The organism is Bradyrhizobium sp. CCBAU 53415 (assembly GCF_028128735.1).
In the GTDB taxonomy this organism is placed as follows: domain Bacteria; phylum Pseudomonadota; class Alphaproteobacteria; order Rhizobiales; family Xanthobacteraceae; genus Bradyrhizobium.
This window is the reverse complement of the sequence record NZ_LBJF01000021.1, coordinates 81,671-103,893: the sequence shown is the minus strand read 5'-3', so window position 1 is coordinate 103,893 and position 22,223 is coordinate 81,671. Positions and strand designations below refer to the sequence as shown.

Below are 22,223 nucleotides of genomic sequence, written 5' to 3'. Positions count from 1 at the left end.
GTTTCTCAAAAGGACAAAGCCCATGAAGATCCAACCCATTATCGTCCTCAGCGCCGCTCTCGCCTTCTCGATGACCGGCCCTATTTGCGCCCATGATAGCGGGGCGGAAACCGTCACGAAGAACTTCGAGGCGGCTATTCCCAATATCCCTGGCAAGTCGCTGATTGCTGTGGAAGTCGATTACGCACCGGGCGCGGCCTCTCCGCCCCACACCCACGCGAACTCTGCTTTTATCTATGCATATGTGATCTCTGGCGCGATCGAGTCGAAGGTAAATGATAGCGAGACGCGCATCTATCGGGCCGGCGAGAGCTGGTCTGAATCTCCGGGCTCGCTCCACTCGATCAGCCGCAACGCGAGCAAGACCGAGCCGGCGAAGCTGCTCGCCCTGTTCGTCCTTGACACCAATGACAGCCCGCTCACCACTCCTACAAACTGACGCTTCAGACGCAGTGAGCAACGAACGTCCTCAAGGAGCTAACGATAGACGAGCACAATGCGTTCACTCGGTTCGCCGGGCCTGCACCGCATCGAACGGATCTTAGCCACGCTCGCTAGCACATTCTACGGCAAGCCAACTGCCCGCGCCGTCGAGGCTGTTTGCGGCAGGATCGGCAACCCCAACGCAGATCTTTACGCGCTACGATTGCGCAAACTACTTGCGCGACGTCGAACAAACGAGCCTCAATGTCGCTAGACTTGATTAGGTAATCGGCAATTCGGCGACTCAAATTGCACCAGCTAACAACGGCGGTCGAGGGCGACTCGGCTTCCTGCAGGAGGCACGGACTTCGACATCATCCACCTTATTTGTATCAGTGCGCTGTCGCGACGAACTCCTGTCATTGGAGCGGCAGCGCATGAGATTCAGTGACTTTTGCAAGCAAACATCGCCAATTTCAGAGGGAATACGGCTCTCCGCGGTACTCGGACTGATCATTCATGCGCCGGGAATCATCGACTGAAACACTTCATCACGCAGATAAAAATAGTGGAAGAGGGCCGCGGCTGTATGCACGCCGGCAACCCAGAGGATGGCGTTACCTAACGTGGCATGTATTTCCATCATCAGATGACCCAGACCATGCGCTTTCGTGATCTGCGGAGCAATGTCGACTCCGGGAAGAGTGACGGGAATCCCCTCAAGCCAGGTACCAAGCACGGCCGTTGTTGGAATCGCTATGAGGAACACATAAAGCACGAAGTGGACGAGCTGCGCGACCAGGGTCATCCATCGCGGCATCGGCTGCTTCGCTGGCGCGCTGTCGATCAGCCTCCATACCAACCGCAGTACGACGACACTGAAAACAAGAACCCCGAGCGTCTCGTGAATCCTCCGGAGCCCGTCCGCGGAGGCGGAATAGAGCGAGTAGCCATCGCCACTGCTCAGCACATAAGCAACAAGAACCAGCATGACCGTCAGCCAATGGAACAATCGGGCGCCGGCGCCGTAGCGAGAAGAAGTGCTGCGCAAAGCGATTACCAAACTTGGAAATTCACCACCGCGGCTTCGCCTCTGGCTCCGGGCAGCGTCACCCTGAAGGTGATTTCGACGAGCTGTTCAGGAAAGGCCAGTCTCGCCACACCGATCAGGTTGCTGGCGCACCGAGGCGTGCCGCCGGCCTCCCTGCGCACGTTGCCCGCCGCGGCGAATGCGGCGACGACGAGGACATAAAGCCTCTCCTGGACGGCGGTGTTCAGCGTTGCTCCGAAGCGCGCTGAACTCTTGACGGCATTGGCGTCGGTCGCTCGCATCTGTCGTTCCATTATCGAAACCTCCGCGAGCCGACCGAATTCATCGAGAAGCAGGTGCTATCAGGTTGCCATTTTCTTGCCGGCTGAGTTGGCCAGAGACATGGATCGCATCACCGACCTTAAACTGTTGTCTTTCATATGGACCCTCGTTGCTTTTCACGCTGGTCGCGTCTCGTTGGCGGCATTTAGTATTTGAATGACGACGGTTGAAGAATGACCCTGCAACTGCGCCGAGTGAAATCACCTTTCGCCATAGAGTCGATAGACGATCGTTATTGCCGCCTCCGCGGTGTGACGACGCCATAGCGGGGAATGCCTGCAGGCGCATATCCAAGCGACTGGCGCTCGCGCCTTTGGACAAATCGAGTTTTGCTCGTTCGATAGCGACGCCCGCTTACCCTTGTCGCAACCTAGGCGATCAGCGTAGGGCAACCTGGATCTCTGGAGATGCGACGGGTGGCATTCCTCACTACGACGCTGTTGGTCGGCGATAACGATCGGATATCGACTCTATATCGAAAGGTGATTTCTCTTGGCGGCCTTGCAAGCTCATTCTCCAACGCGTCGTCATACCGCAGCTTTCAAATGACGTCACCAACACGCGATCAGATCGAGAAGCCAGGAGGCTCGATATGCAAAGCAACGGCGTAAACCCGGCTTCAGTAAGTAGTAAAGCCGCCGATTTCGGCGAACCATGGGAAGATGGATACCGGTACGTAACGGCGGACAGGATCGGCGAAACGATCCATGTTTCCGACCAGCTCAGCTACAAAAATAAGGACAAAGTGATCGCGCCGGATTCTCCCGATAACGCCGGCCCGGTTGCAATGCCGCTGACGTCAGGCTTTTGGTGCGCCTCAGGGCAACGCTGAACAACGTCGTCGGGGAGACGGATGATGTCCGATAGCGCTGCAGCCATTCCACTTCGCGCGCTCCCTCCGGATGACCGTGTTTTGGCACGGGTGCTCGCGGCGTACGTGGCCTCGGCAACAATCTGGCTTGTATTCGCCACGGCCGTGGGGCTCCTCGTCAGCTTCAAATTCGCTTACCCGGATTTCGCGACCACGCCAGCGCTGTCGTTCGGTCGGCTGCGCGCGATACACACCAGCGGAACGTTTTATGCCTGGGCGAGCCAGGCGCTGATTGGGCTTGCGCTGTTTGTCGCCGCGCGCAGTTCTGGCGCAAGGCTCTACAGCGAGCGCCTCGCATGGATCAGTCTTGCGCTCCTCAATGTCGCCGCCGCGCTGGGCACTGTCACACTCGATCTCGGCTTCACCTACGGCCAGGAGTATCGCGAATGGCTGTGGTGGATTCGCGCAATCCTTGGACTCGGCTTGATCACCGCGGTCTGGAATATGATCGCCACTGTCGAGCGCCGGGATGACGAGCATATCTATATTTCCAACTGGTATACTATCGGGGGCACGCTGTGGACGATTGTTATGGTCGTGGTGTCGATGTTGCCCTGGTATCAGTACGGACTGGGTCAGGTCGCGGTACAAGCCTTCTTCATGCATAACGCCGTCGGACTATGGTTCACGCCTCTATCGCTCGGAGTGTCCTACTATGCGCTGCCGAAGCTCTTAAACCGGCCGATCTATTCATATTCTCTCGGCGTCTTTGCATTCTGGACCAATCTCATCTTCTATCCGATCATCGGCGCTCATCATTTTGAATTCAGTCCACTACCATGGTGGCTGCAGACTACGGCCATCGTCTTCAGTGTGGCCATGCTGGTTCCAGTGCTGAGCGGCACCGCAAACTTCCTTCTCACCTTCCGGGGGACTCACGAATGGATATATCGCTCGCCCGCGGTTTTCATCCTCGTCGGCGTCTACGGCTATATACTGGGTTCGACACAAGGCACATTCGAGGCGTTTCGCTCGCTGCAGCAGCTTTGGCATCTGACCAATTACACGGTAGGGCACTCGCACCTGACGATGTATGGCTTCGTCACTTTCGCGATCTGGGGCGGCATCTATGCGCTGTTGCCGCGCGCCACTGGCAAGTACCCCTACAACCTGACCATGGGCATACATTTCTGGCTATCCGCCGTCGGCGTCGTCATATACGTTGCGGCGCTATCGGCCGCCGGCACCGTTCAGGGGCTCGATTGGTTTCGAGGACTCACTTTCATCCAGTCGGTCGAAGATGCCGCGCCATACTGGCTGTGGCGCTCCGTCGGCGGCTCGCTGATGTTCGCCGGCCATCTTGTCTTCGCTTTCAACGTCTGGACAATGACCTACGGTAGGTCCTGCACCAAGCTTGCGGCAGCCAAGACGGTGCCGGCATGAACAGGACATTGGCCATTTCTGGCGGTTCAACGCTGATTTACACTGGATTAGCGATTCTTATGGGCGTGCTGCCGGGGATCTGGCTGTCGAAGGTGCCACCGACGGCGGGCCTTAAGCCACTAACCTCGATTGAGGCGCGGGGTCGAGATGTCTATGTCTCCGAGGGCTGCTTCTATTGCCATACCCAGCAAGTACGCCCGCTCTCTGGAGATAAGCCGTTTGGCCGCCCGTCTGCGCCGGGCGATTATGCCTATCAGACTACGGAATTACTAGGTTCGGAGCGCACTGGTCCAGACTTGAGCAATATCGGCGCGCGGCAGTCGAGTAGCATATGGCAGTACATCCATCTCTATCAACCGCGAGCAGTTGTGCCTCAATCGATCATGCCGGCCTTCCCCTGGCTGTTCAAGATTGTGGACAAACTACCTCCGGGAGAGAAAGCGGTGCCATTGCCGCCCCAGTTCGCGCCAGGCGGGACCGTCATCCCCAACGAGGACGGCAAGGCGCTCGTAGCCTATTTGTTGTCCCTGAAGCAGCCCCCGCTCGTTCCGACGCAGTCCCGCGCCGCGACTGAGAGTCCTTCGAGCGGGTCCCTGGGGTTTGACGCCACCAAGGGTGCCGCATTGTTCGCCGACAACTGCGCATCCTGCCATGGTGCGGAAGGCAAGGGTGTGCCGGGAACGTTTCCGCCGCTCGCCGGAGATCCGGTGGTTAACGACGCCGATCCCACGGCACATATCGGCGCTGTGCTGCACGGACTTGGCGGGCGGGTAATCAATGGCCAGAGCTATGAAGCGCAAATGCCGGCGTTTGCCGATCAAATGTCTGATCAGCAGATTGCTGACATCATCAATTACGAGCGATCCTCGTGGGGCAATCGTGGTGCCTTAATCAGTGCGGCTGATGTCGTCGCGGCTCGCGCCAACGAACCAATGCAGAAGCAGGCAACGACGCCGAAACAGGTCTCGCCGGTAGCGCCCCCGGCACCGACGTTCGATGCTGCGGAAGGATCGAAGCTCTTCGCCGACAACTGCGGCGTCTGCCACGGGGCCGAGGGCAAAGGCGTTCCTGGCACATTTCCGCCGCTTGCAGGCGATGCGGTCGTTAATGCCCCTGACCCTGCCGAGCATATCACCACCATGCTGCGCGGCCTTAGCGGTAAGGCAATCGACGGCCAAAAGTACGAAGTAGAGATGCCGCCGTTCGCTGACCGACTGTCTGATCAGCAGATCGCCGATATCATCAATCACGAGCGCACGTCATGGGGTAACCACGGGCCGTTGGTGACGCCTGCCGAGATCACGAAGCTCCGTGCTGAAAAATAGGAGGCGACGATGACCGATACGATTACCACCTGGATTCTCTCGGCGCTTGGCTACCTCTGCACTGCGCCTTCGATCGCTGGTGGCGCTGGCGGTCCTAGTCTTGGCGGACCACTAATCGGCAACGCGCTGGTGGCGGGCGGGGCCGGGCTCGTGACACTTAGCTGCATCGTGGCGGCGGTGTGGATGCTGGTCGCCCCCGGCGAACGGGATCCCTATCATCCAAAATATCGCGTCCTGCATGCCGACCGTTAGAGGACTGCAACACGTGTCCGATCCGCGCATCCGCATCTATCTCGACGAAGCGACCGATCCCGTCACCGAGCAGCGGCCACCGGCGCAGATAGCGCTCGACACCAAGAGCCTTGCCGACGGCGAACACGGCCTGCGCATCGAAGCCCAGGACGCCACTGGCCAAGTCGGCGTCCGACGCCTTCGGTTCCAGGTCCGCAATGGGCCCGGAATCACACTCAGCGGGCTCGGTGATGGGGCCGTCGTTCACGGTACGCTGCGCTTCATGGTCAACGCGTTTGGAGCCGAAGAACCATTCGAGCCGCACCGGGCAGAATCGCCCTCGCCAATCCCTGTTTGGGTTTGGGTGCTAAGCCTGCTGATCGTTGCTTGGACCGCCTGGTATGTCGCGACGCTTTGGAACGTTCCCGCGAACTACGCCAAAACCCCGACCTATTCCACGTCAATGAATCCATTCAAATAGCGCGCTGCTAGAAAAGCGAGCTTAACAATGAGGGGCTTCGCCCCAGCATCAGGAATCAAGCTCACATGCCACGCACCATAGTCAACAAGCACGGCTTCCCCGGCGTCAGGAAGCGGTCGGACTGTGCTAGGCGACGAAAACCCTACTATGCCCGCATCAGCAATGGTTGCGAAAACTTCATCTATAGCAAGAACTTCGCGACGGCCGAGGAGGCCGCTGAGGAATATCAGCGAATGAGAGCTGAAAAGTCATCGCCCCTATCGTCGAAGATTGCCGGTGAGCATCCTGCCCGAGGTGACCACCCCGGCGCCACCGACCCATCCGGATTTCCGCGACTCCGAGCGAATATGCGCACTCACGACACAGTACGCGGAGGCGACTAGAAAGCGACGCGATCCAATCGAGAGGCTTCGGCTCTTGATCATGGAGACTCCCCCTTGGCTTGGCATAATGGCCACAGGATTTTTCGATCACCGTTCTACCTTTATCGCTTCGTTATGAACACAAGTGACGGCGGCCCACATGAAGCCTTACAGGTCGATCCCTTCGACTTGAAAGGATGCAGGGAATCAATCGATGCACTCGTATCTAAAGGCTCAAATTCCGTTCTCGTCGAACCGGTATCCTCGTTCTCGACTTGGTCCAGCAACTTTCGAAGTTGCGATCCAGGCTGCTATCCGTTTCGGGCGGCGTGAATTGATGAAATACGGACCGAGGAAATATGCTCACGCACCAGAGTTCTGTCGTGCGGCTAAAACGAGCAGGTGCCGACCTTATTGCTACTTGCGCAGCGCTAGAGGTCGGCGCGCTACACAACAATCAGAGCGTTGATCATGGAAATTCGCCTTGGCACCAGGCGAAGTGATTTGGCCCGCTGGCAAGCCAGTCACGTCGCCGCTCTTATTCATGGCGTCGAACCGGCCGCTGAGGTAAGACTCGTTTTCACAAGTTCGGTTGGCGATAGAGATCGACTGTCGTCGTTTCAACAGTTTGGTGGCATCGGAGCATTCACGAAGGAGAGCGAAGACGCGCTTACGCACAAAGAAGTTGACTTGGTCGTTCACTCTCTCAAGGATCTTCCGACCAGATTGCAGCCCGGTTTGGTATTGGCGGCCGTTCCCAAAAGAGCGGACCCTCGTGACGCAATTTGTGGCGTTATACTAGATCAGCTACGACCGGGGCTGCGCGTCGGCACTGGATCAATTCGCCGCAAAGCGCAACTTCTCGCTCTTTGCAGTGCTCTGGATGTTCGACCCATCCGTGGAAACGTTTTTCCAAGGCTTTGTAAGGCAAAGAACCGGGAGGGAATAGACGCTACTCTATTGGCAGCGGCGGGGTTGTCACGGCTAGGATTGCTACATGAGGCCTCACAAATTCTAGACCCGAATGTTTTCCCGTATGCAGTCGGCCAAGGCGCCCTCGCGGTCGAAGCTCGCGAAGAAGATACGGCACTCATAGCACTGCTTCAAAAGATTGAAGATCGGAAATCGCGCACCGAAGTAGACGCAGAGCGCGCATTGATGAGAAGTCTCGATGCGGGTTGCAGCTTACCGCTTGGGGTTTCTGTCAGATGGGTCGCCGGGACATTAACGCTTCGAGGACAGGTGACTCATCCAGATGGTCACACGAAGATTGCTGATGAATGCGTTGGTACGGCCGAGCAAGCCGACGCAATAGGCACACGTCTAGGAGACAAACTTCTTCAGCGAGGTGCGGAGGAGATATTGAAGGCTGTGCCTCGCATCATGGAAGAGCAAAGGCCAATCTGACTTCGATACCTGGCCTGACGAAAGACTTCGGGTCTTTGGACACCGCATGCGATTTTCGGCGCGACCAGTTGCAAAGCCTCAAACCTGGCCCACCACCGAAACGCAAGGTTGCCAACCGCCTTTGCTGCCCAGAGCGCGCGAGCACTCCTCCGCAATTCGCGTTGGCGCGTTGCGGCGCTGACGCTGAAGGTAGTCTTCGTTAGGGCGCCAGCGGCCTGCTTTTCAAGTGGGACATATGCGCGTTGGTCCAAAGGATCGCTTGGAACACGGCGACCTCAATTCGGCTCCCCGAGCACGAAAGTGAAGGGCACAACGAAGAGCTCATCGCCCTGATCATCGCTGACATGCAGAACCCAGTCACGCCAATCCACGAGGCTGCGCTCTTTGGTGAGGGTCTGCACGATGCGGTTCGCATGATCCCGCGCTTCAGCAAGATCATCCACGACAGCACCGCGGCGATCGACGAAAACCTTCTTGGTGTTCGCGCAGTGGAAATATACGTGCGTCATTTCGACTCCTTCAAATGCGACGGTTCGCCACGATAACTCTGTTCTCTGGTGTCCTCGACGGCGGGATACCAGGAGATCTCGACCAAGTGCCCTAAGTTTCACGCCTGCAATGTGGAACAGGCAGACCGCCTCGTCGCAGGTGGAATCATCTCCTTTTCACGGTCAGGCATAAGCGGCGGCAGGCTATGATGATTTAATGCCGGCGCTCTGCGGCGCAGCTCCGATAAGCTCCTGGCGGAGCTCCCCAGAGCAGGCCAGTCCCGACGACGGCAGAAAGACTCGAGGCGGCGAACACAGCGATTTTTGCGGCCGAGAAGTCGGTGGCGCTTGGAAATGCCTGTCCGGCGATGAAGAGCGACATCGTGAAGCCAATCCCAGCGAGGGCTCCTGCCCCGCCCAGCTGCCGCCACGTGTATTCGGCCGGCTTGACGGCTATGCCTGTGCGCACTGCCGCCGCGGCCGCGAGGAAGACGCCGAGCGGTTTTCCTATAGCGAGACTAGCGACGATCGCAGCCGTGAGACGGCCATGGCCAGCGAGGACGCCTGGGTTGATCGTCACTCCGGCATTCGCCAATGCGAAGATTGGGAGGACAGCGTAGCTCGATCGCGCGCCGGCGTGTCGTAGCAGTCGATCGGCGGGCGATTCAATTCTATCGTAGATTGCGTCGAGCGCCTGCAGGGCTGGAGTGGAGGGGCCGCGCCTGAGAACTTCGCCCTCATGCCGAGCCTCGGACGCGATGATGGTGCTCGCCTGCGTCATCAGGGCGGCCAGATTGGCGGGCGGTCGCGTCGGAATGAACAAGGCAAGTAACACGCCGGCCAATGTTGCGTGGAGACCGCCCGCGTATACGAGGGCCCACAGCGCAGCGCCCATCAGGATGTAGGGCGAGAGATGGTACACCCCAGTTCGGCTCAGCAGCACTAGCGCAACCACAACCATCGCCGCCGCAGCAAGGTAGGCCACATGGATTTCGCCGGAGTAAAACACGGCGACGACGACGATCGCACCGATGTCGTCAACGATCGCCGCCGCGGTGAGGAAGATACGCAGCTCGACGGGGACGCGGGATCCCATCACTGCAATCAAGGCAATCGCGAACGCGGTGTCGGTCGCCATCGGAACGCCCCACCCGTACGACCACGGCCCCACGGGGAGAACCAGCGAATACAGACACGCCGGCACAACCATGCCCCCGAAGGCGGCCGCGATCGGAAGCGCCGCGGAGCGACGGCTTGCGAGGTGTCCGACTGTCATCTCGCGCTTCACTTCCAATCCCACAACGAGGAAGAACAGCGTCAACAGCCCGTCGTTGACCCAATGGAGGATGGACATCCGAAAGGCTGCGCTGCCCAAGCTCACGCCGAACTCCCAGCGCCAGAGCGCCTCGAACGCCGGCCCGATCGGCGAGTTCGTCAAGACAATCGCCGCCACAGTCGCGACGACGAGCATAATGCCGGCAGACGGGCCCCAGCTCGCGAAGTCTAGGGCAGCCGTACGGACGCGGTGGCCAAGCGTGCCAAGCATTGCATCAACGAGAGAACTTTCGTCCCAGGGTCCGTCGTAGCGCCGGCGGTTGATGTAAAATGTCGGCGTGAATCTCACGCCGCTCGCACGTGCACTCGCGATGTCCGACTCCACCCTCGCCTTCGCGCGGCGAACCGCGTCGCTATCGCGAAGCGCGGGGTTGGCATGCACACCCAGGTCAGCGGCCACCGCCGAAAGGTCGTCCTCTGTGAGCTGCATCGACCTCGTCATCAGCTTGATGTGCGCGGACCAGAACGTCTCTGGCGTCTGAGCAAGCTCAGCGAGCTCCGCAGCACGAAAGGAAAGACTGTTGTCCGTGAGCGGCCTGTGGCGGAAGGCATAGCAAACGCGGTCGCCAAGTTGATCGCGCGCCTGCGCGATGCGCTCGTTGGCAGCCCTGCAGTGCGGACAGGCGTAGCTGCCGTACTCAACCAGCGAGATCTCGGCATCGGCGGGGCCGAGCACGTGCTCTGTCTTGTGATCGACCGCACGATCGAGGCGGCCGGGCGGGATCATCAGCTTCATCGCTGAACGGAGCCCAAGTGTTCGCGCGCCGCTCTCACCTGGGGCCGCTCGCCAGCAGCGACCGCGGCTCGCGCATCGAACTTAGTATGGCACAAGACGCCCGACACCTCGGTGTTAGACCCGACGACTGGGATCTCCATACATCTCGACGCGAAGCGGCCGGTATCGTCATCGCGCAAGCAACTCACACTTGTGCTGAACGCACGCTCCAATCCGTTCGCAACACCCGCCCTCTCCACGAGCGCGATGACATTCTCCAACGGCGGGCGTTCGACAGAGCGGGGCAAGGAAATGCAGGCCGTCTCTTCGATGTGCATGTCGGACCTCTTATGATCGTCCAACGGGAGGCCGACTTCGGCCGCAGCCGCGGGCGGGCGATGACGGATTAAGATTGGGTCAGCGACGATGGAAAAGAAAATCACCTCTCGCCATGAAGTCGATAGCCAGCCGTTATCGGAACAGCTCAAAAGTAGTGCGTCACGAGCTGCCGACCGGAGCGGAACTCTCGGTTAGCGCGAAGAGGTGTTCACGCGCCATACTTCGGCGGAAGGATTATCTGCGCGGCTCAGCCGATCTCCCGGCAAAAACACCGGTGCCGCGAGCGCGGTCGTAAAGCCCAAGCGCCCGTACACCCCGCCGCAATCGGAGCTGCGAGTAAACCGTGACCCAGAGCACTGCAGAAAGACCGGCCCCTTACCTAGCCGTCCCCCACCTCATCGATGCGGCGAGAAGGACCGCCTGTCGCTCTGAAGACACACGGCCCCGACATGGCTTTGCGCTTTTACCCTGGTGCGGTGTCCGCCACTCGCACGGATTTCCAACACTCGAGGCGTCGGTTTAAGCAAGCTCCGCGGACCGAGGACGGCGGGGGCGCGGCCGTCTCGACCGGGTTCGAGGGTACTCACCGTCAATCCGCAAAACCAGCCCCGCTATGGCGCCGGGGTCCCTTCGGCCCCAAGAGCCCGTCGTCCACCGGCGTCCTTTACCACTTCGGAAACTCTGGTTCTTCGAATGCATATCACTCGAAGTTGGTGCCATCACGCTCTAGCCCATGAGTTCGGCGCGCCATGGGTGGTTACATGATTGTCTGCTCGCCACGTCCGCAGAGGCTCCTAACTCGTCGTCGCCCTTGAACTACCCGATGATGGGCCTCCTCACTGTAGTCTCGCCCAGCAAAGCGGCAATAATGGTCGTCTATCGACTCCATGGCGAGAGGTGATTTCCCTCGACCGAGTTGCAAGGTCATTCTCGTTGCGTGGTTTAAAGCGAAACAGGAGCTTCCATGAAGATTCAGGTCTGCAAGCTCGCGAGTGCGCTCGCAATTGCTGTTCCAATCGCGATCGCCGCCACGGCCAAATCGTCGGCCTCCCCGATCAATGGCACGTCGATCAGGGCGACGATACCAGATTTGACGACAGACGTGCACTTATTGCAGCGGCGGAGTCACCACGCTGCGCCGGCAGCATCGGCAGCATACGGTTCATCGTCCTACGACGGCTCCTGGGACCTCATATTCGTGACGCAAAGCGGAACCTGCGATTCCACTTACAGCTTCACTGTCGATGTGACCAACGGAATTGTCTCGCATCCCAATCTCGTGAAGTTTCGAGGATACGTTGCAAAAACGGGCGCGGTTCGCGCTTCCGTGACGGTCCAAGACAAATATGCCGCGGGCGCGGGCAAACTGTTTGCGACGTCCGGTCGGGGGACCTGGAGCGGCCACTCAGGATCAGCGCGCTGTTCAGGCTACTGGACGGCGCGACGGAATTGACGAGCAAGGGGAAAGGCGCGTTTCGTCGGAGACCACAATGGAATGAGATCTCCCAGACTAGTCGGCCTTGCAGTCTCGCTCAGCTTGCTCTCAACCAGTCTCGACTGGACAAGGCAGCGGGAGACGCCTCGGCCCATCAGCGATCCCATCTGGTCGGGCAAATCCGCGCCCCTCGATACTAGTCGACTAGCGCTAGTGATTGGCAATTCGGCCTATCCCGACGCTGACTCTCCTCTTCCCATAATGACACGGGACGCGGAAGGCCTGACAAATGCTCTTCGCGAGCACGGCTTTCTGGTCGATGCCGTTGAAAATGCCACGGGCTCGGACATGACACACGCAATCGATCATCTAAGGGCAAGAGTACATTCGAACTCAACTGTGTTAGTTTATTTCGGAGGTTACGGAATCCAGTGTGACGGACACAATTATCTAATCCCAGTCGATGCGAAGATTTGGAGTGAAGAAGATATCCGTCTACAAGGGTTGAGCATTGACCATCTCCTCTCGCAACTCCAGACCTCCGGAGCACGCGTCAGGCTCCTAGTTATTGAGGCCTCGCGCCGCAACCCTTACGAGCGACGCTTCAGGACTTATTCACATGGGCTTGCACCCATTCAAGGAGGTGCGAATGCGCTAATCCTGAGCTCAGCCGCGCCTGGTGTAATCGTCGAAGATCCTGATGAACTACATAGTCGGCTGATGACCGCTCTTCTTACACAGATGGATTCTTCGAAGGGGATAGAGGAGGTCTTCAACAATACCCAAAATGCAGTGGTGACTGCAACTCAGGGCCAGCAGACTCCAGTTGTGTCATCTACGCTAACCGAGAGTGTCGACCTTTGGGCGGGACGGAGCGGCGTTCCTGTGTCCTCGGTCGGATCTGCGGCTAGCGGTCCCAGCGAGTGAACATACTAAGTTCTGCTGATCTGCAAGGAACTAGGGTCAGGGAACACCTCCAGGGGCGGGTCTCCACTCAATCATCTCCATGTTCTTTGGAACATTCTACGCGCCCGACCGCCGTCCCATATCGATCTCAACCGCTTTGCTGAAACGTCCCTTTAGGGTTTCATGATCGTTTGCTCCTGCAATGTCCTCACCGACCGCGATGTTCGCCACGCCGTGAACACAGCCGAGGATGGGCGGCGCAATGCCAAACAGATCTATGACTGTCTCGGCTGCAGCGCTGAGTGCGGCCGCTGCGCGCGCACCATCAAGACGATCATCGACGATGCGTATAGGGAATGTGCGCTAGCCTGTCAGGCCGACTGTCCGTATCGCCGGATCAAGGATGACGCGCAGGATGAGCCCAGAGTTGGACCCGCAGCGACCGACTTCCTTGGTTTTTCTCGATAGGTGCCCCTCGGTTTCGTCTCGGGAATGCTTGCTTGTCTTTCATCAGAAGCGTTCTAAGCTAAGAAAGGCAAAGGCCCGACCTCATGCAGGGCGACCCCAGAGTCATCGAGTATCTTAACAAGGGACTGCGTCACGAGCTCACCGCGATTAACCAATACTGGCTGCACTACCGGTTCTTGGGTAACTGGGGCTTGCTGGAAATGGCCAAGGCTTGGCGCAGAGAATGATCGAGGAGATGAAGCACACCGACCGCTTCACCGATGTCGGGTCTGTCGGAGGATCGCTCGCTAGCCACGTACGCGTTTGATCATCTGTTCGACATGGGCGATCGGCGTCTCCGGCTGGATGCCGTGGCCGAGATTGAAGATGAAGCGCCCTTGCGCAAAATTTGCCAGCACGTTGTCGACCGCGCGATCGAGTGCCGCGCCGCCTGATATCAGCACCAGTGGATCGAGATTGCCCTGCACGGCGACCTTGTTTTGCACGCGCTCGCGGATGAAGGCCGGCTCGGCGGTCCAGTCCATGCTGACCGCATTGACGCTGGTCGCTTCGACATAGCCAGGCAGCTGCGCGCCGGCGCCACGCGGGAAGCCGATGATCTTGGCATCAGGCACCTTGGCGCGCACGCCTTCGACGATGCGCCGCGTCGGCTCGGTCGACCAGCGCGCGAACTCGGCGGGTGGCAGCACGCCGGCCCAGGTGTCGAAGATCTGCAAGGCGTTGGCGCCGGCGTCGAGCTGCGCCAGCAGATAGTGGATCGAGTTCTCGACCAGCACGTCGATGATTTCAGCGAACGCCTCGGGATGCCGGTAGGCCATCATCCGCGCCGGCGCCTGGTCGGACGTGCCGTGGCCCGCGACCATGTAGGTCGCAACCGTCCACGGCGCGCCGCAGAAGCCGATCAGCGCCACCTCAGGGTCGAGCGCGCCGCGCACGATCCTGAGCGCCTCGAACACCGGCTGGAGCGTGTCGAAGTCGGCCTGCGCTTTGAGCGTTGCGACCTTAGCCGGATCATCCAGCGGCTCGAGTCGCGGACCTTCGCCGACCTCGAATCGTACCGAGCGGCCGAGCGCATAAGGGATCACCAGGATGTCGGAGAAGATGATCGCCGCATCGAAGCCGAACCTGCGGATCGGCTGCAGCGTGACCTCGGCGGCGAGCTCCGGATTGAAGCAGAGGTCGAGGAAGCCGCCAGCCTTGGCGCGCACCTCGCGATATTCGGGCAAGTATCGGCCCGCTTGCCGCATCATCCACAAAGGCGGCACGGCTTGCCGCTGGCCGGAGAGCACGTCGATGAAGGGCTTGGTTGCAGACTGGGGCACTGATGGTCCTGATGCAGAGTTGAAGTTCCTGATACACCGCCGCGCGCGGAAGCGGAGCAGTGAAACCAGCGCAAATGCCCCGCGTTGGCTCAGGCAATGGAGGAGGAATCCATGGCTCAGACCTTCAAGCCCGCGCCGCACGACAAGCACGCCGAGGATTTAGGCGAAACGCTCGCGGCCGATCGCCACGCCAAGCTCGACACCGGGTTGGAAGATAGCTTCCCGCCTCCGATCCCGTCAGCGCCGCGCAGCCGACGCCATCGAATGCCGACGCAGATGCCGACAATTCAAGTCGATCTTCAGCTAACGCCCGCCGGTTTCCGATAGGCCTGGTCCGTAGGAGTACCCTGGTCCGTAGGAGTACCAAGCATCTTATCAACGTTGTCGAGGATCGGCTTGGAGCCCGCAGGAGCGTCCTCGCGCTTCGGAATGGCAATACGGGGCACTTGATTCTCCTGCTCCGAGCCGCAAATGATTATTCGGTTGGTGACAATGCGGCCCGTCATTGACGCTAGCCGTGTCAGCCCGTGGTGGCCAATGGACTGGCTCGAAACATAGCGCCGATCGCACCACAGCACTGACGTGGACGGCAACCTGTCCTTCAACGCCGCAGCATCGGTCGCGATAGCCCGGCAGATTATCAAGGCCTACAAACAGAAGCGTCGGGTCCTAGCGCGTGCTCATCAAATTCGCATCGACGTGAGAGGGAAGAGTCGGTGGCTGAGAGACCGATTGCGCTTCCCGCGTGAACGAGGGAAGCGCAGCTATGTGGCCAGGAGATTATTCATCGGTGAAGCCTACAACCGGACAATTCACTAGATTTCCCGTTGTCTTCACCGGCCCGCCCGCGGGGCTCACCAGTAAGCCCGCCGCACTTTTGGATTCAAGATCGTCGCCGTCAGTGATCAGTTTTCTTTGATCCTTCACGATAGCTTCCTTGGTCCACTCGGCTAGCCGTACGTCCCACATCGGGGAGTATCCGGCGCTGATCTCAGTGAAGTGCGCGAGGATGTCGAGCGAAGGCCCCTCTCCCTTGATAGCACTGTTGAGTCCCTGGCGATTCGGATCTTTCGCCCCCATGTTTCCATTCACAATCGTATAGATCACCTCGATCGCGCCGCTCTGAAGAATGTCGCTTTCCGCAGGCGCAAAGGTGGACGCCTCAAGGGTTGCCGACTCCTCGGAATTTGCGTCAAAACTAAGATAACGCAGGTGTTTTCCGTTCGCGAATCCAGACCGGAGTTTCAAGTCGACAGTGCCCTTATCAGGACAGATGCTTGCTACGGAGTCCGTCACCACGGAGTAGTCAGGGCTGCCGTTGCAGAATGAAATTTTGTCCGGCCCGACATCGAACGCGATGATCGGCGCATTGAAAACGATATTCATTTTATTGGACACCCGCACCAGTGGGCTGTAGTGCGCATCCCCAATAGATCCGGCTCGGGCTGTCTTAGGAGGAAAGAAACTGGGCGCGTCCCCTCCGATCAACTTCTGCGAAGGTGAGAAATCGACCCGCCCTGATTTAAAGGTGAAGTTACCCGAGTCGTCCATTTCCGCAACCCGTGTGCTCTTCAGGTCCTTGGCATCAGTGAGACTCGGCGCCCACGTAAGTCCCATCTTTTGCGAAGTATCGTAATCGCTTGCGTCGGTGAGAACGAACCAAACGGTCTCTCCCGAGGCAAGACGGCCGCGATGGAGCGGTAGCGTCACCACCTCTCGTACTAGGTCCACCTGGCCCGACGTAAGAAATTGCTTCGTGATCTTTTTGCCAGCAGCTGGATCGGCCGCTAGACTTACATGAGGTGTCGAAAACGACACCGCAAACATCACCATCGATCCGCCAACGCATCTGACGAGCTTCCCGCTGGGTTTCATGACGCGACCTTCTTTGCATCCAGTCTGGTTTTGCACACGTGACATTGAAGCTAGTTTCGCCGAGGGCCTGTCACTTTTTGAGTCCGGGATAGCCTTGAACATAGATCCAGTCAGTCGCTTTGGCAGGGATGTGGCAACCTAGACAATCTGAGCGGAAGTCGGTTGAGGTCGTTTTCACCGGGTCACCCGCGTCAAACCAGGACCAGCCCCAACCGTTGCCCCACAATTTATTATCGGGGTGACTGTTTTTGTCGTCCTTCACCATCATGAACCATCCTTTGAGGCTTTGTTGATGGCTGACGGTCCCAGTCGTCATTTCCGAAGTCGCCGCGGCGTACACTTCTTTCACCAGGATCGAACCGTCGGGAAATTTGCCAGTCGTCCGATAAGCTGCCGCAGTTCCGGGCGACCCATAGACCACGTGCATCTCCTTAGCACCTTTGTCACCTGCAACAGACCAGCTCCCAAGGAATTCGTAGGTCGTTCGGTACTTCTTCGGGACATGCATATTGCCTGCCCCGTCGACGAGTTGTTCTTGCGCAGACGCGGCCCGGCTAGGTACGACCTGCGATACTAGGCAGCCGACGCTCACAGCGATGAACGATGCGGACGCTATGGCCGCACTTCTGAGAATTTTCATCACGGTTGTCCCTACTTTTTGATAGACGGATTCTCGCTGGGCGGCATTTTCTTGGAGCCACTCTGGCCGGGCGGTAGCGGCACCTGGTCGAGCAGCGCGTAGAACTGCGTCCATACGTCATCCCGTTTCGCGCTTGCGATGTGGCAGTAGCCGCACTCCTCGACCGGTCGGACTTTGGCAGTGGCCGCTTTCGGTTCGTGGTGATTGAAGTTGAAATAACCCCAACCGTCGCTTGCCTTATATCTCTCGGTGTCCTTGACGGTCACATCCGCTCCGTTGAACGCCCCCGGGAAAAATCCTTTTCCCGATGGCGCGGTACTCGAACCGTCCGGATTGGTGGCAGGCTGCATAAGCTGCAATTCCTTCACGAAGATTGTTCCTTCAGGGAAGACGCCCGTTTTCTTGTAAATATCGTAAGAACCTGGCTCGATATACACGTTATGAAATTCCGGGAAGTTTGCTTGAGGCGGGTTCAAAAAGTTGGGCGTCAGTGGCGATCCGACGTAAACCCATTCGTGAAAGTTTTTTGGCAGAATAAGGTCCCCGTCTTTCGTGTATTCAGGAAGATAGCGGCCGGTGGCGTGCCAATCGTCAGGTGGCGGAAGCTGTGGTTGCTGCGCGAAGGCTGCGGTTGCTAGAGCGCCAACGCCAAGGACCGCGGAAAGTGCCAGTACGGTGCGTCTCATAATCTCTCTCCTATGACAGCTCGATATTGCCGGTGAGGCAATGACTGCATTCTTGCGCAGGTGGTCTCATTAACTGCGCGCAGATCAGACTAGGCGTGGATGCCCAAGTGCGAAAGCAACAAGGGGGCATGAAATCGATGCCCGATGGAAATGACGCACTCTCGAACTATTGCTGTTTGATCATCGAATCTTTCTGTCCCCTCGCAACGCGGCGCAGTGAGTTGCGACTAATGGCCATGTCCAGTCATTGCTGATGAGCTAGACTCTTTGCTCATCTGCAGATTGGGCCATTGAGTGTCCAATTCTTGTTGTTACAAATGTCGCACGCGATCCCACGGAAAGGGGCCAGTGCAGTTTCTCGGCCGATACCGAGCCCCGATCACTCAGTCCCTTTTAGCGTCGCCCACTCGCTCGCGGCTTGCCTCTGCCTACTCCGAGCGATTGTCGCGTCACCGCAGCTTACGAGCTAATGTCCAGCGTGTTGGTGGAGGCACTTCGCGAGAAGGCATAGTGTCTCGACTGGCGACACCTCACCGCGCCAGCGCTGAAGAGGCCTCCTACATCAAACTATGGGTGCATGACACTACCAGTCGGCAGGCGCTCTTTGTTCAATTCGACCCGGCTGCCGATCCGGATCGCCCAGCTCTTCACTGGTGAACAGCCATCGAGCGGCTTGGACTATGATCTGGGCGGCATCTTAGAATGCGGTGAGCGACGAACCATCTCGCTGATCTGGTCGTACGGTCGACTTAGCTTCCGGTACCAAGTCGCGACCAGGGGGATTTTGCGTCCGGGCGGCGTGCGCACCACGCAAAAAAAGGACAGGAGGCTAGCCTAAGTCTGAGCTGCCTCAGGCAGCGGCGCTCGATCATAACCGGAGGATTTTAAAATCATAACTGAGACGAGTGCGAAGTGCTCTGCGTGATGGGCTATGGTCGACCTATGCTCGAGCGACGGATAGGGAAGGTTGACATGGAAGATCTCGACATATCGGCTGAGCGTCAAGCGAAGCATCCAGCGCGCGGAAGCTCCGGTAATGGACATTCGTGTGCGAACACACATTCGTGTGCGGACATGTTGTGCATGAAACGAGCGTTGACGACGTCCACCGCAACCTTCGTTAGGGGCGCCGTCAATTGTGCGGCCGAAACATACGAACACCATTTTCGTGGCTCTCTTGAGCGCCTGCGCGAAGAACAACGTTATCGCGTCTTCGCTAACATCGAACGCGTCTCCGGTCGCTTCCCTACCGCCAAATGGCGCCGCCTCGACGGGTCCGTTACTGAAATCACGGTTTGGTGCTCGAATGATTATCTGGGCATGGGACAACATCCGGAGGTCGTGAGCGCGCTGACCGCGACGGCACACCGCTGCGGTGCAGGAGCAGGAGGAACTCGCAACATCGCGGGAAATAGTTCGCCCTTGGTTGATCTAGAGGGCGAACTTGCTGATTTGCACGGCAAGGAGGCCAGTCTCGTCTTCACCTCCGGCTACGTATCGAACCAGGCCAGCATCTCCACGATCGGTAAGCTAATCCCAGAGTGCGTAATCTTTTCTGATGCATTCAACCACAATTCGATTATCGAAGGTATCCGTCAATCAGGTTGCGAAAAGCGAATTTTCCGCCACAACGATCTTGGTCACCTTGAGGCCTTGCTTCGCGAGGCGGGATGCCGCCCCAAGCTCGTCGTGTTCGAATCGGTCTACTCAATGGACGGCGATGTGGCGCCGATCGGCGCAATCTGCGACCTTGCCGAGCGGTATGGGGCGATGACCTACCTTGATGAGGTTCACGCCGTCGGCCTCTACGGCGCTCGCGGCGGCGGAATTAGCGAGCTCGAGGGTGTGATGCACCGCTTGACGGTGATCGAGGGTACTCTCGCCAAGGGATTTGGCTGCATTGGCGGCTATATCTCGGCGTCGCGATCTATTTGCGATGCAGTGCGCAGCTTCGCGCCCGGATTCATCTTCACGACCGCCCTCCCTCCACCGATTGCCGCCGCAGCGCGTGCATCTGTTCGCTATCTGAAACACTCGTCTGCCGAGCGCGAAGCACACCAACGACAGGCCGCTGCAACGAAAGAGGCGCTCCAAGCCGCCGGGCTTCCGGTTCTCCGGACCGGAACCCACATCGTGCCTGTGATCGTCGGCGATGCGGAATTGTGCAAGGCGGCAGCCGATCGCCTTCTACAGCGCCACGCCATCTATATCCAGCCGATCAACTATCCGACGGTCCCGCGTGGGACAGAGCGGCTGCGCATCACGCCGTCGCCATACCACGCGGATACCCATATAGCTGAACTCGCGGCTGCGCTCGCTGAGACCTGGGAGGTCCTTTCTCTTTACTGAGAGCCGTGATTGGGAACACTCCCGCGACCGCCTGCGGCTTCGTCGGCAGGGGGTCGGCTAACCGACGGCGCAGCGTACAAGGGAAGGGCGTCGGGCGTTCCCGGTGGTGCAGCCGAGGCAGCAAGCTGGGCAATGCAACATCGCTTTCACGTTTGTAGGGGCGATCGCGTGGCCCATCCTGCCCTCAGCGTTCAAGATCTGGCTCCCATCCGTTTAATGGGCAGCCCCGAAGAGCGAACCTCCTCGGCCTCCTGTGCTGTTCTCCCCCCACGTCGCCGCTCGAACACGTTTGTCCCGAACCCATAGTTCATTTCGATAAGCCCTCCAAATGAGGGTTCGTTTAAAACGACCACAACGGACAACGAGGACTGAACATGGATATTAGGCAGCGATCCCATCTGCTGATCGAAGATCTGTCGGTGGCGCGCGGCGAGCGCATCCTGCTCGACGGGATGTCTTTGCGACTAAGCGCGGGCCAAATCGCCGAAGTGACCGGTCCCAACGGAGTGGGCAAATCTACACTCTTGCGGGCGATCGCCGGATTTTTTCCACTAGGATCCGGCCGCATGTCATGGGTGGAGTCCGAAGCCACGGATCCGGCGCCCCTGGCAGAACGCCTCCACTACGTGGGCCATCTCGACGGGTTGAAATCGTCGTTGACCGCCCGCGAGAACCTCGACATCGGCCTGGGATTTTTGGGGCGAGACCGCCGAACCCCGTTAGAGGCGCTGGACCGCATGGAGTTGGCCCACGTTCTCGATCTGCCTGTCGGCTATCTTTCCGCGGGGCAGCGTCGCCGTGTCGCATTGGCCCGGCTCTTAATCGTCGATCGCCCTCTATGGTTACTCGACGAACCGCTAACAGCGCTCGACCGGCACGCGCGCGCCTTGCTGAAGAATATCGTCGCCAGCCATCTCGAAGGCGGAGGATTGACACTGGCCGCGACCCACGAACCTCTTGGTCTGCGAGGGACAGTCCAAGTCACACTTGGAACCAGGTGATGGCCATTTCGCTGAAGTGCGGTGGCACCCCACATAGCGGCCTGTCTCGAGGTCGGGAAAGACGAGATCACGCTGCTTTTCCGATTTCAGCGGAGCGGTCTCGACGCAATGGCGATCCCGGATGGGCACCATGACCCGTATTCTCCTCGTCGTTTTTCTTCGCGACCTCATGCTAGCCCGCCGCATCGGTGGAGGTGGGATTCTCGGTCTGGTCTTTTTCCTCAGCCTTGTGACGGTCGTACCTTTCGCGATCGGGCCTGACCTACGCTTGCTGTCGCGGATCGGCCCAGCAATTCTATGGATAGCAGCACTTCTCGCGAGTCTATTAGGCCTCGACCGTCTATTTCAGGCGGATCAAGAGGACGGTTCGCTGGACCAGATGTTCCTGTCGCCGGCGCCCCTAGAACTCATTGTTCTTGTGAAGTGCATCGCCCACTGGTTTGTGACGGGGCTACCGCTCGTTATGCTTTCGCCTCTGTTTGGCCTGATGTTGGATTTGGATGGTTCCGCCCTCCGATCGGTAGCAGCAACGTTGTTGGTTGGTACGCCGACGTTCACCTTTCTAGGGGCGATCGGGGCGGCCCTTACTGTTACCCTGCGGCGCGGCGGTCTGTTGCTATCGATCCTCGTCGTGCCACTAGCCGTACCGGTGCTGATCTTCGGTGTCTCCGCGGCGCAAAGTGCCACAATTCCCTCTTTGACACCGTTCCTGGTCCTCTGCGCACTCGGACTCGCGTCCATCGCGCTCGCTCCGATAGCTGCGGCCGCAGCTCTTCGTAGCGCAGGAGAATAATGAGGCATGCAACGAT

At 58.8% G+C, this 22,223-nt stretch carries 21 protein-coding genes and 2 pseudogenes; 15 read left to right on the top strand and 8 right to left on the bottom strand.

The features are described 5' to 3' along the window. The first annotated feature begins 22 nt into the window (after positions 1–22). Complete coding sequence (locus tag XH87_RS13830; protein WP_271587706.1) at positions 23–439, top strand: cupin domain-containing protein; 417 nt, start codon at positions 23–25, stop codon at positions 437–439. A 501-nt stretch (positions 440–940) separates the two neighbouring features. Here the strand turns inward: XH87_RS13830 and XH87_RS13825 are convergent. Next, a complete protein-coding gene (locus XH87_RS13825) occupies positions 941–1,414 on the bottom strand; it encodes a cytochrome b (RefSeq protein WP_442868269.1) in 474 nt (157 codons plus the stop codon). Between the two features lie 65 nt (positions 1,415–1,479). Continuing rightward, positions 1,480–1,767: a hypothetical protein gene (locus tag XH87_RS13820; protein ID WP_271587704.1), complete on the bottom strand. Its 288-nt coding sequence runs from the start codon at positions 1,765–1,767 to the stop codon at positions 1,480–1,482. A 620-nt stretch (positions 1,768–2,387) separates the two neighbouring features. Between XH87_RS13820 and XH87_RS13815 the strand changes: the two genes are divergently transcribed. The 6 genes from XH87_RS13815 (at position 2,388) to hemC (ending at position 7,855) form a co-directional block, all read left to right on the top strand. After that, the gene (locus XH87_RS13815) at positions 2,388–2,627 is read left to right on the top strand and encodes a hypothetical protein (protein ID WP_271587703.1); all 240 of its coding nucleotides are present in this window, start codon (positions 2,388–2,390) and stop codon (positions 2,625–2,627) included. 24 nt (positions 2,628–2,651) lie between these two features. Then, complete coding sequence (locus tag XH87_RS13810) at positions 2,652–4,049, top strand: cbb3-type cytochrome c oxidase subunit I (RefSeq protein WP_271587702.1); 1,398 nt, start codon at positions 2,652–2,654, stop codon at positions 4,047–4,049. Further along, on the top strand, positions 4,046–5,374 hold the full coding sequence (locus tag XH87_RS13805; protein ID WP_271587701.1) for a c-type cytochrome: 1,329 nt from the start codon (positions 4,046–4,048) through the stop codon (positions 5,372–5,374). Before XH87_RS13810 ends, XH87_RS13805 begins: the two co-directional genes overlap by 4 nt. 9 nt (positions 5,375–5,383) lie before the next feature. Beyond that, entirely contained in the window at positions 5,384–5,626 is a 243-nt protein-coding gene (locus tag XH87_RS13800; RefSeq protein WP_271587700.1) for a hypothetical protein, read from the top strand. Positions 5,627–5,639: 13 nt separating this feature from the next. Continuing rightward, the gene (locus XH87_RS13795) at positions 5,640–6,086 is read left to right on the top strand and encodes a cytochrome C (RefSeq protein WP_271587699.1); all 447 of its coding nucleotides are present in this window, start codon (positions 5,640–5,642) and stop codon (positions 6,084–6,086) included. Between the two features lie 833 nt (positions 6,087–6,919). Further along, a complete protein-coding gene (gene hemC / locus XH87_RS13790; RefSeq protein ID WP_271587698.1) occupies positions 6,920–7,855 on the top strand; it encodes a hydroxymethylbilane synthase in 936 nt (311 codons plus the stop codon). A gap of 275 nt (positions 7,856–8,130) precedes the next feature. Here the strand turns inward: hemC and XH87_RS13785 are convergent, their stop codons facing one another. Both XH87_RS13785 and nhaA read right to left on the bottom strand, forming a co-directional pair. Beyond that, positions 8,131–8,364 carry a DUF6894 family protein gene (locus XH87_RS13785; RefSeq protein ID WP_271587697.1) on the bottom strand — a complete coding sequence of 78 codons (234 nt, stop codon included), beginning with the start codon at positions 8,362–8,364 and terminating at the stop codon, positions 8,131–8,133. 193 nt (positions 8,365–8,557) lie between these two features. Then, positions 8,558–10,414: a Na+/H+ antiporter NhaA gene (gene nhaA / locus XH87_RS13780; protein ID WP_271587696.1), complete on the bottom strand. Its 1,857-nt coding sequence runs from the start codon at positions 10,412–10,414 to the stop codon at positions 8,558–8,560. A 1,282-nt stretch (positions 10,415–11,696) separates the two neighbouring features. Here nhaA and XH87_RS13775 point away from each other — a divergent pair. The 4 genes and pseudogenes from XH87_RS13775 to XH87_RS13765 all read left to right on the top strand — a co-directional run. After that, positions 11,697–12,185, top strand: coding sequence for a hypothetical protein (locus tag XH87_RS13775; RefSeq protein ID WP_271587695.1), 489 nt, complete (start codon positions 11,697–11,699; stop codon positions 12,183–12,185). A gap of 42 nt (positions 12,186–12,227) precedes the next feature. Then, a complete protein-coding gene (locus XH87_RS36770) occupies positions 12,228–13,094 on the top strand; it encodes a caspase family protein (RefSeq protein ID WP_442868268.1) in 867 nt (288 codons plus the stop codon). A gap of 162 nt (positions 13,095–13,256) precedes the next feature. Then, positions 13,257–13,541: a (2Fe-2S)-binding protein gene (locus XH87_RS13770; RefSeq protein WP_271587694.1), complete on the top strand. Its 285-nt coding sequence runs from the start codon at positions 13,257–13,259 to the stop codon at positions 13,539–13,541. Positions 13,542–13,624: 83 nt separating this feature from the next. Continuing rightward, positions 13,625–13,803: pseudogene (locus tag XH87_RS13765) on the top strand (ferritin-like domain-containing protein); the annotation flags it as partial. Positions 13,804–13,828: 25 nt separating this feature from the next. On the opposite strand, the gene hemE reads toward XH87_RS13765, so the two are convergent. Next, the gene (hemE, locus tag XH87_RS13760; protein ID WP_271587693.1) at positions 13,829–14,863 is read right to left on the bottom strand and encodes a uroporphyrinogen decarboxylase; all 1,035 of its coding nucleotides are present in this window, start codon (positions 14,861–14,863) and stop codon (positions 13,829–13,831) included. 111 nt (positions 14,864–14,974) lie between these two features. On the opposite strand from hemE, the pseudogene XH87_RS13755 reads away from it, so the two are divergent. Continuing rightward, positions 14,975–15,156 (top strand): annotated as a pseudogene (locus tag XH87_RS13755) (hypothetical protein); the annotation flags it as partial. 487 nt (positions 15,157–15,643) lie between these two features. Here XH87_RS13755 and XH87_RS13750 read toward each other — a convergent pair. From XH87_RS13750 to XH87_RS13740, 3 genes are all read right to left on the bottom strand, one after another. Next, complete coding sequence (locus XH87_RS13750) at positions 15,644–16,738, bottom strand: DUF7482 domain-containing protein (RefSeq protein WP_271587691.1); 1,095 nt, start codon at positions 16,736–16,738, stop codon at positions 15,644–15,646. A 70-nt stretch (positions 16,739–16,808) separates the two neighbouring features. Then, positions 16,809–17,378 (bottom strand): cytochrome P460 family protein, encoded by a 570-nt coding sequence (locus XH87_RS13745; protein WP_271587690.1) that lies wholly within the window; start codon positions 17,376–17,378, stop codon positions 16,809–16,811. A gap of 11 nt (positions 17,379–17,389) precedes the next feature. Next, complete coding sequence (locus XH87_RS13740) at positions 17,390–18,064, bottom strand: cytochrome P460 family protein (protein WP_128935402.1); 675 nt, start codon at positions 18,062–18,064, stop codon at positions 17,390–17,392. Between the two features lie 1,083 nt (positions 18,065–19,147). Here XH87_RS13740 and hemA point away from each other — a divergent pair. The 3 genes from hemA (at position 19,148) to ccmB (ending at position 22,207) form a co-directional block, all read left to right on the top strand. Continuing rightward, entirely contained in the window at positions 19,148–20,413 is a 1,266-nt protein-coding gene (hemA, locus tag XH87_RS13735; protein ID WP_271587689.1) for a 5-aminolevulinate synthase, read from the top strand. A gap of 374 nt (positions 20,414–20,787) precedes the next feature. Next, a complete protein-coding gene (ccmA, locus tag XH87_RS13730; RefSeq protein WP_271587688.1) occupies positions 20,788–21,414 on the top strand; it encodes a heme ABC exporter ATP-binding protein CcmA in 627 nt (208 codons plus the stop codon). Positions 21,415–21,544: 130 nt separating this feature from the next. Further along, entirely contained in the window at positions 21,545–22,207 is a 663-nt protein-coding gene (gene ccmB, locus XH87_RS13725) for a heme exporter protein CcmB (RefSeq protein WP_271587687.1), read from the top strand. The last annotated feature ends 16 nt before the right edge of the window (positions 22,208–22,223 follow it).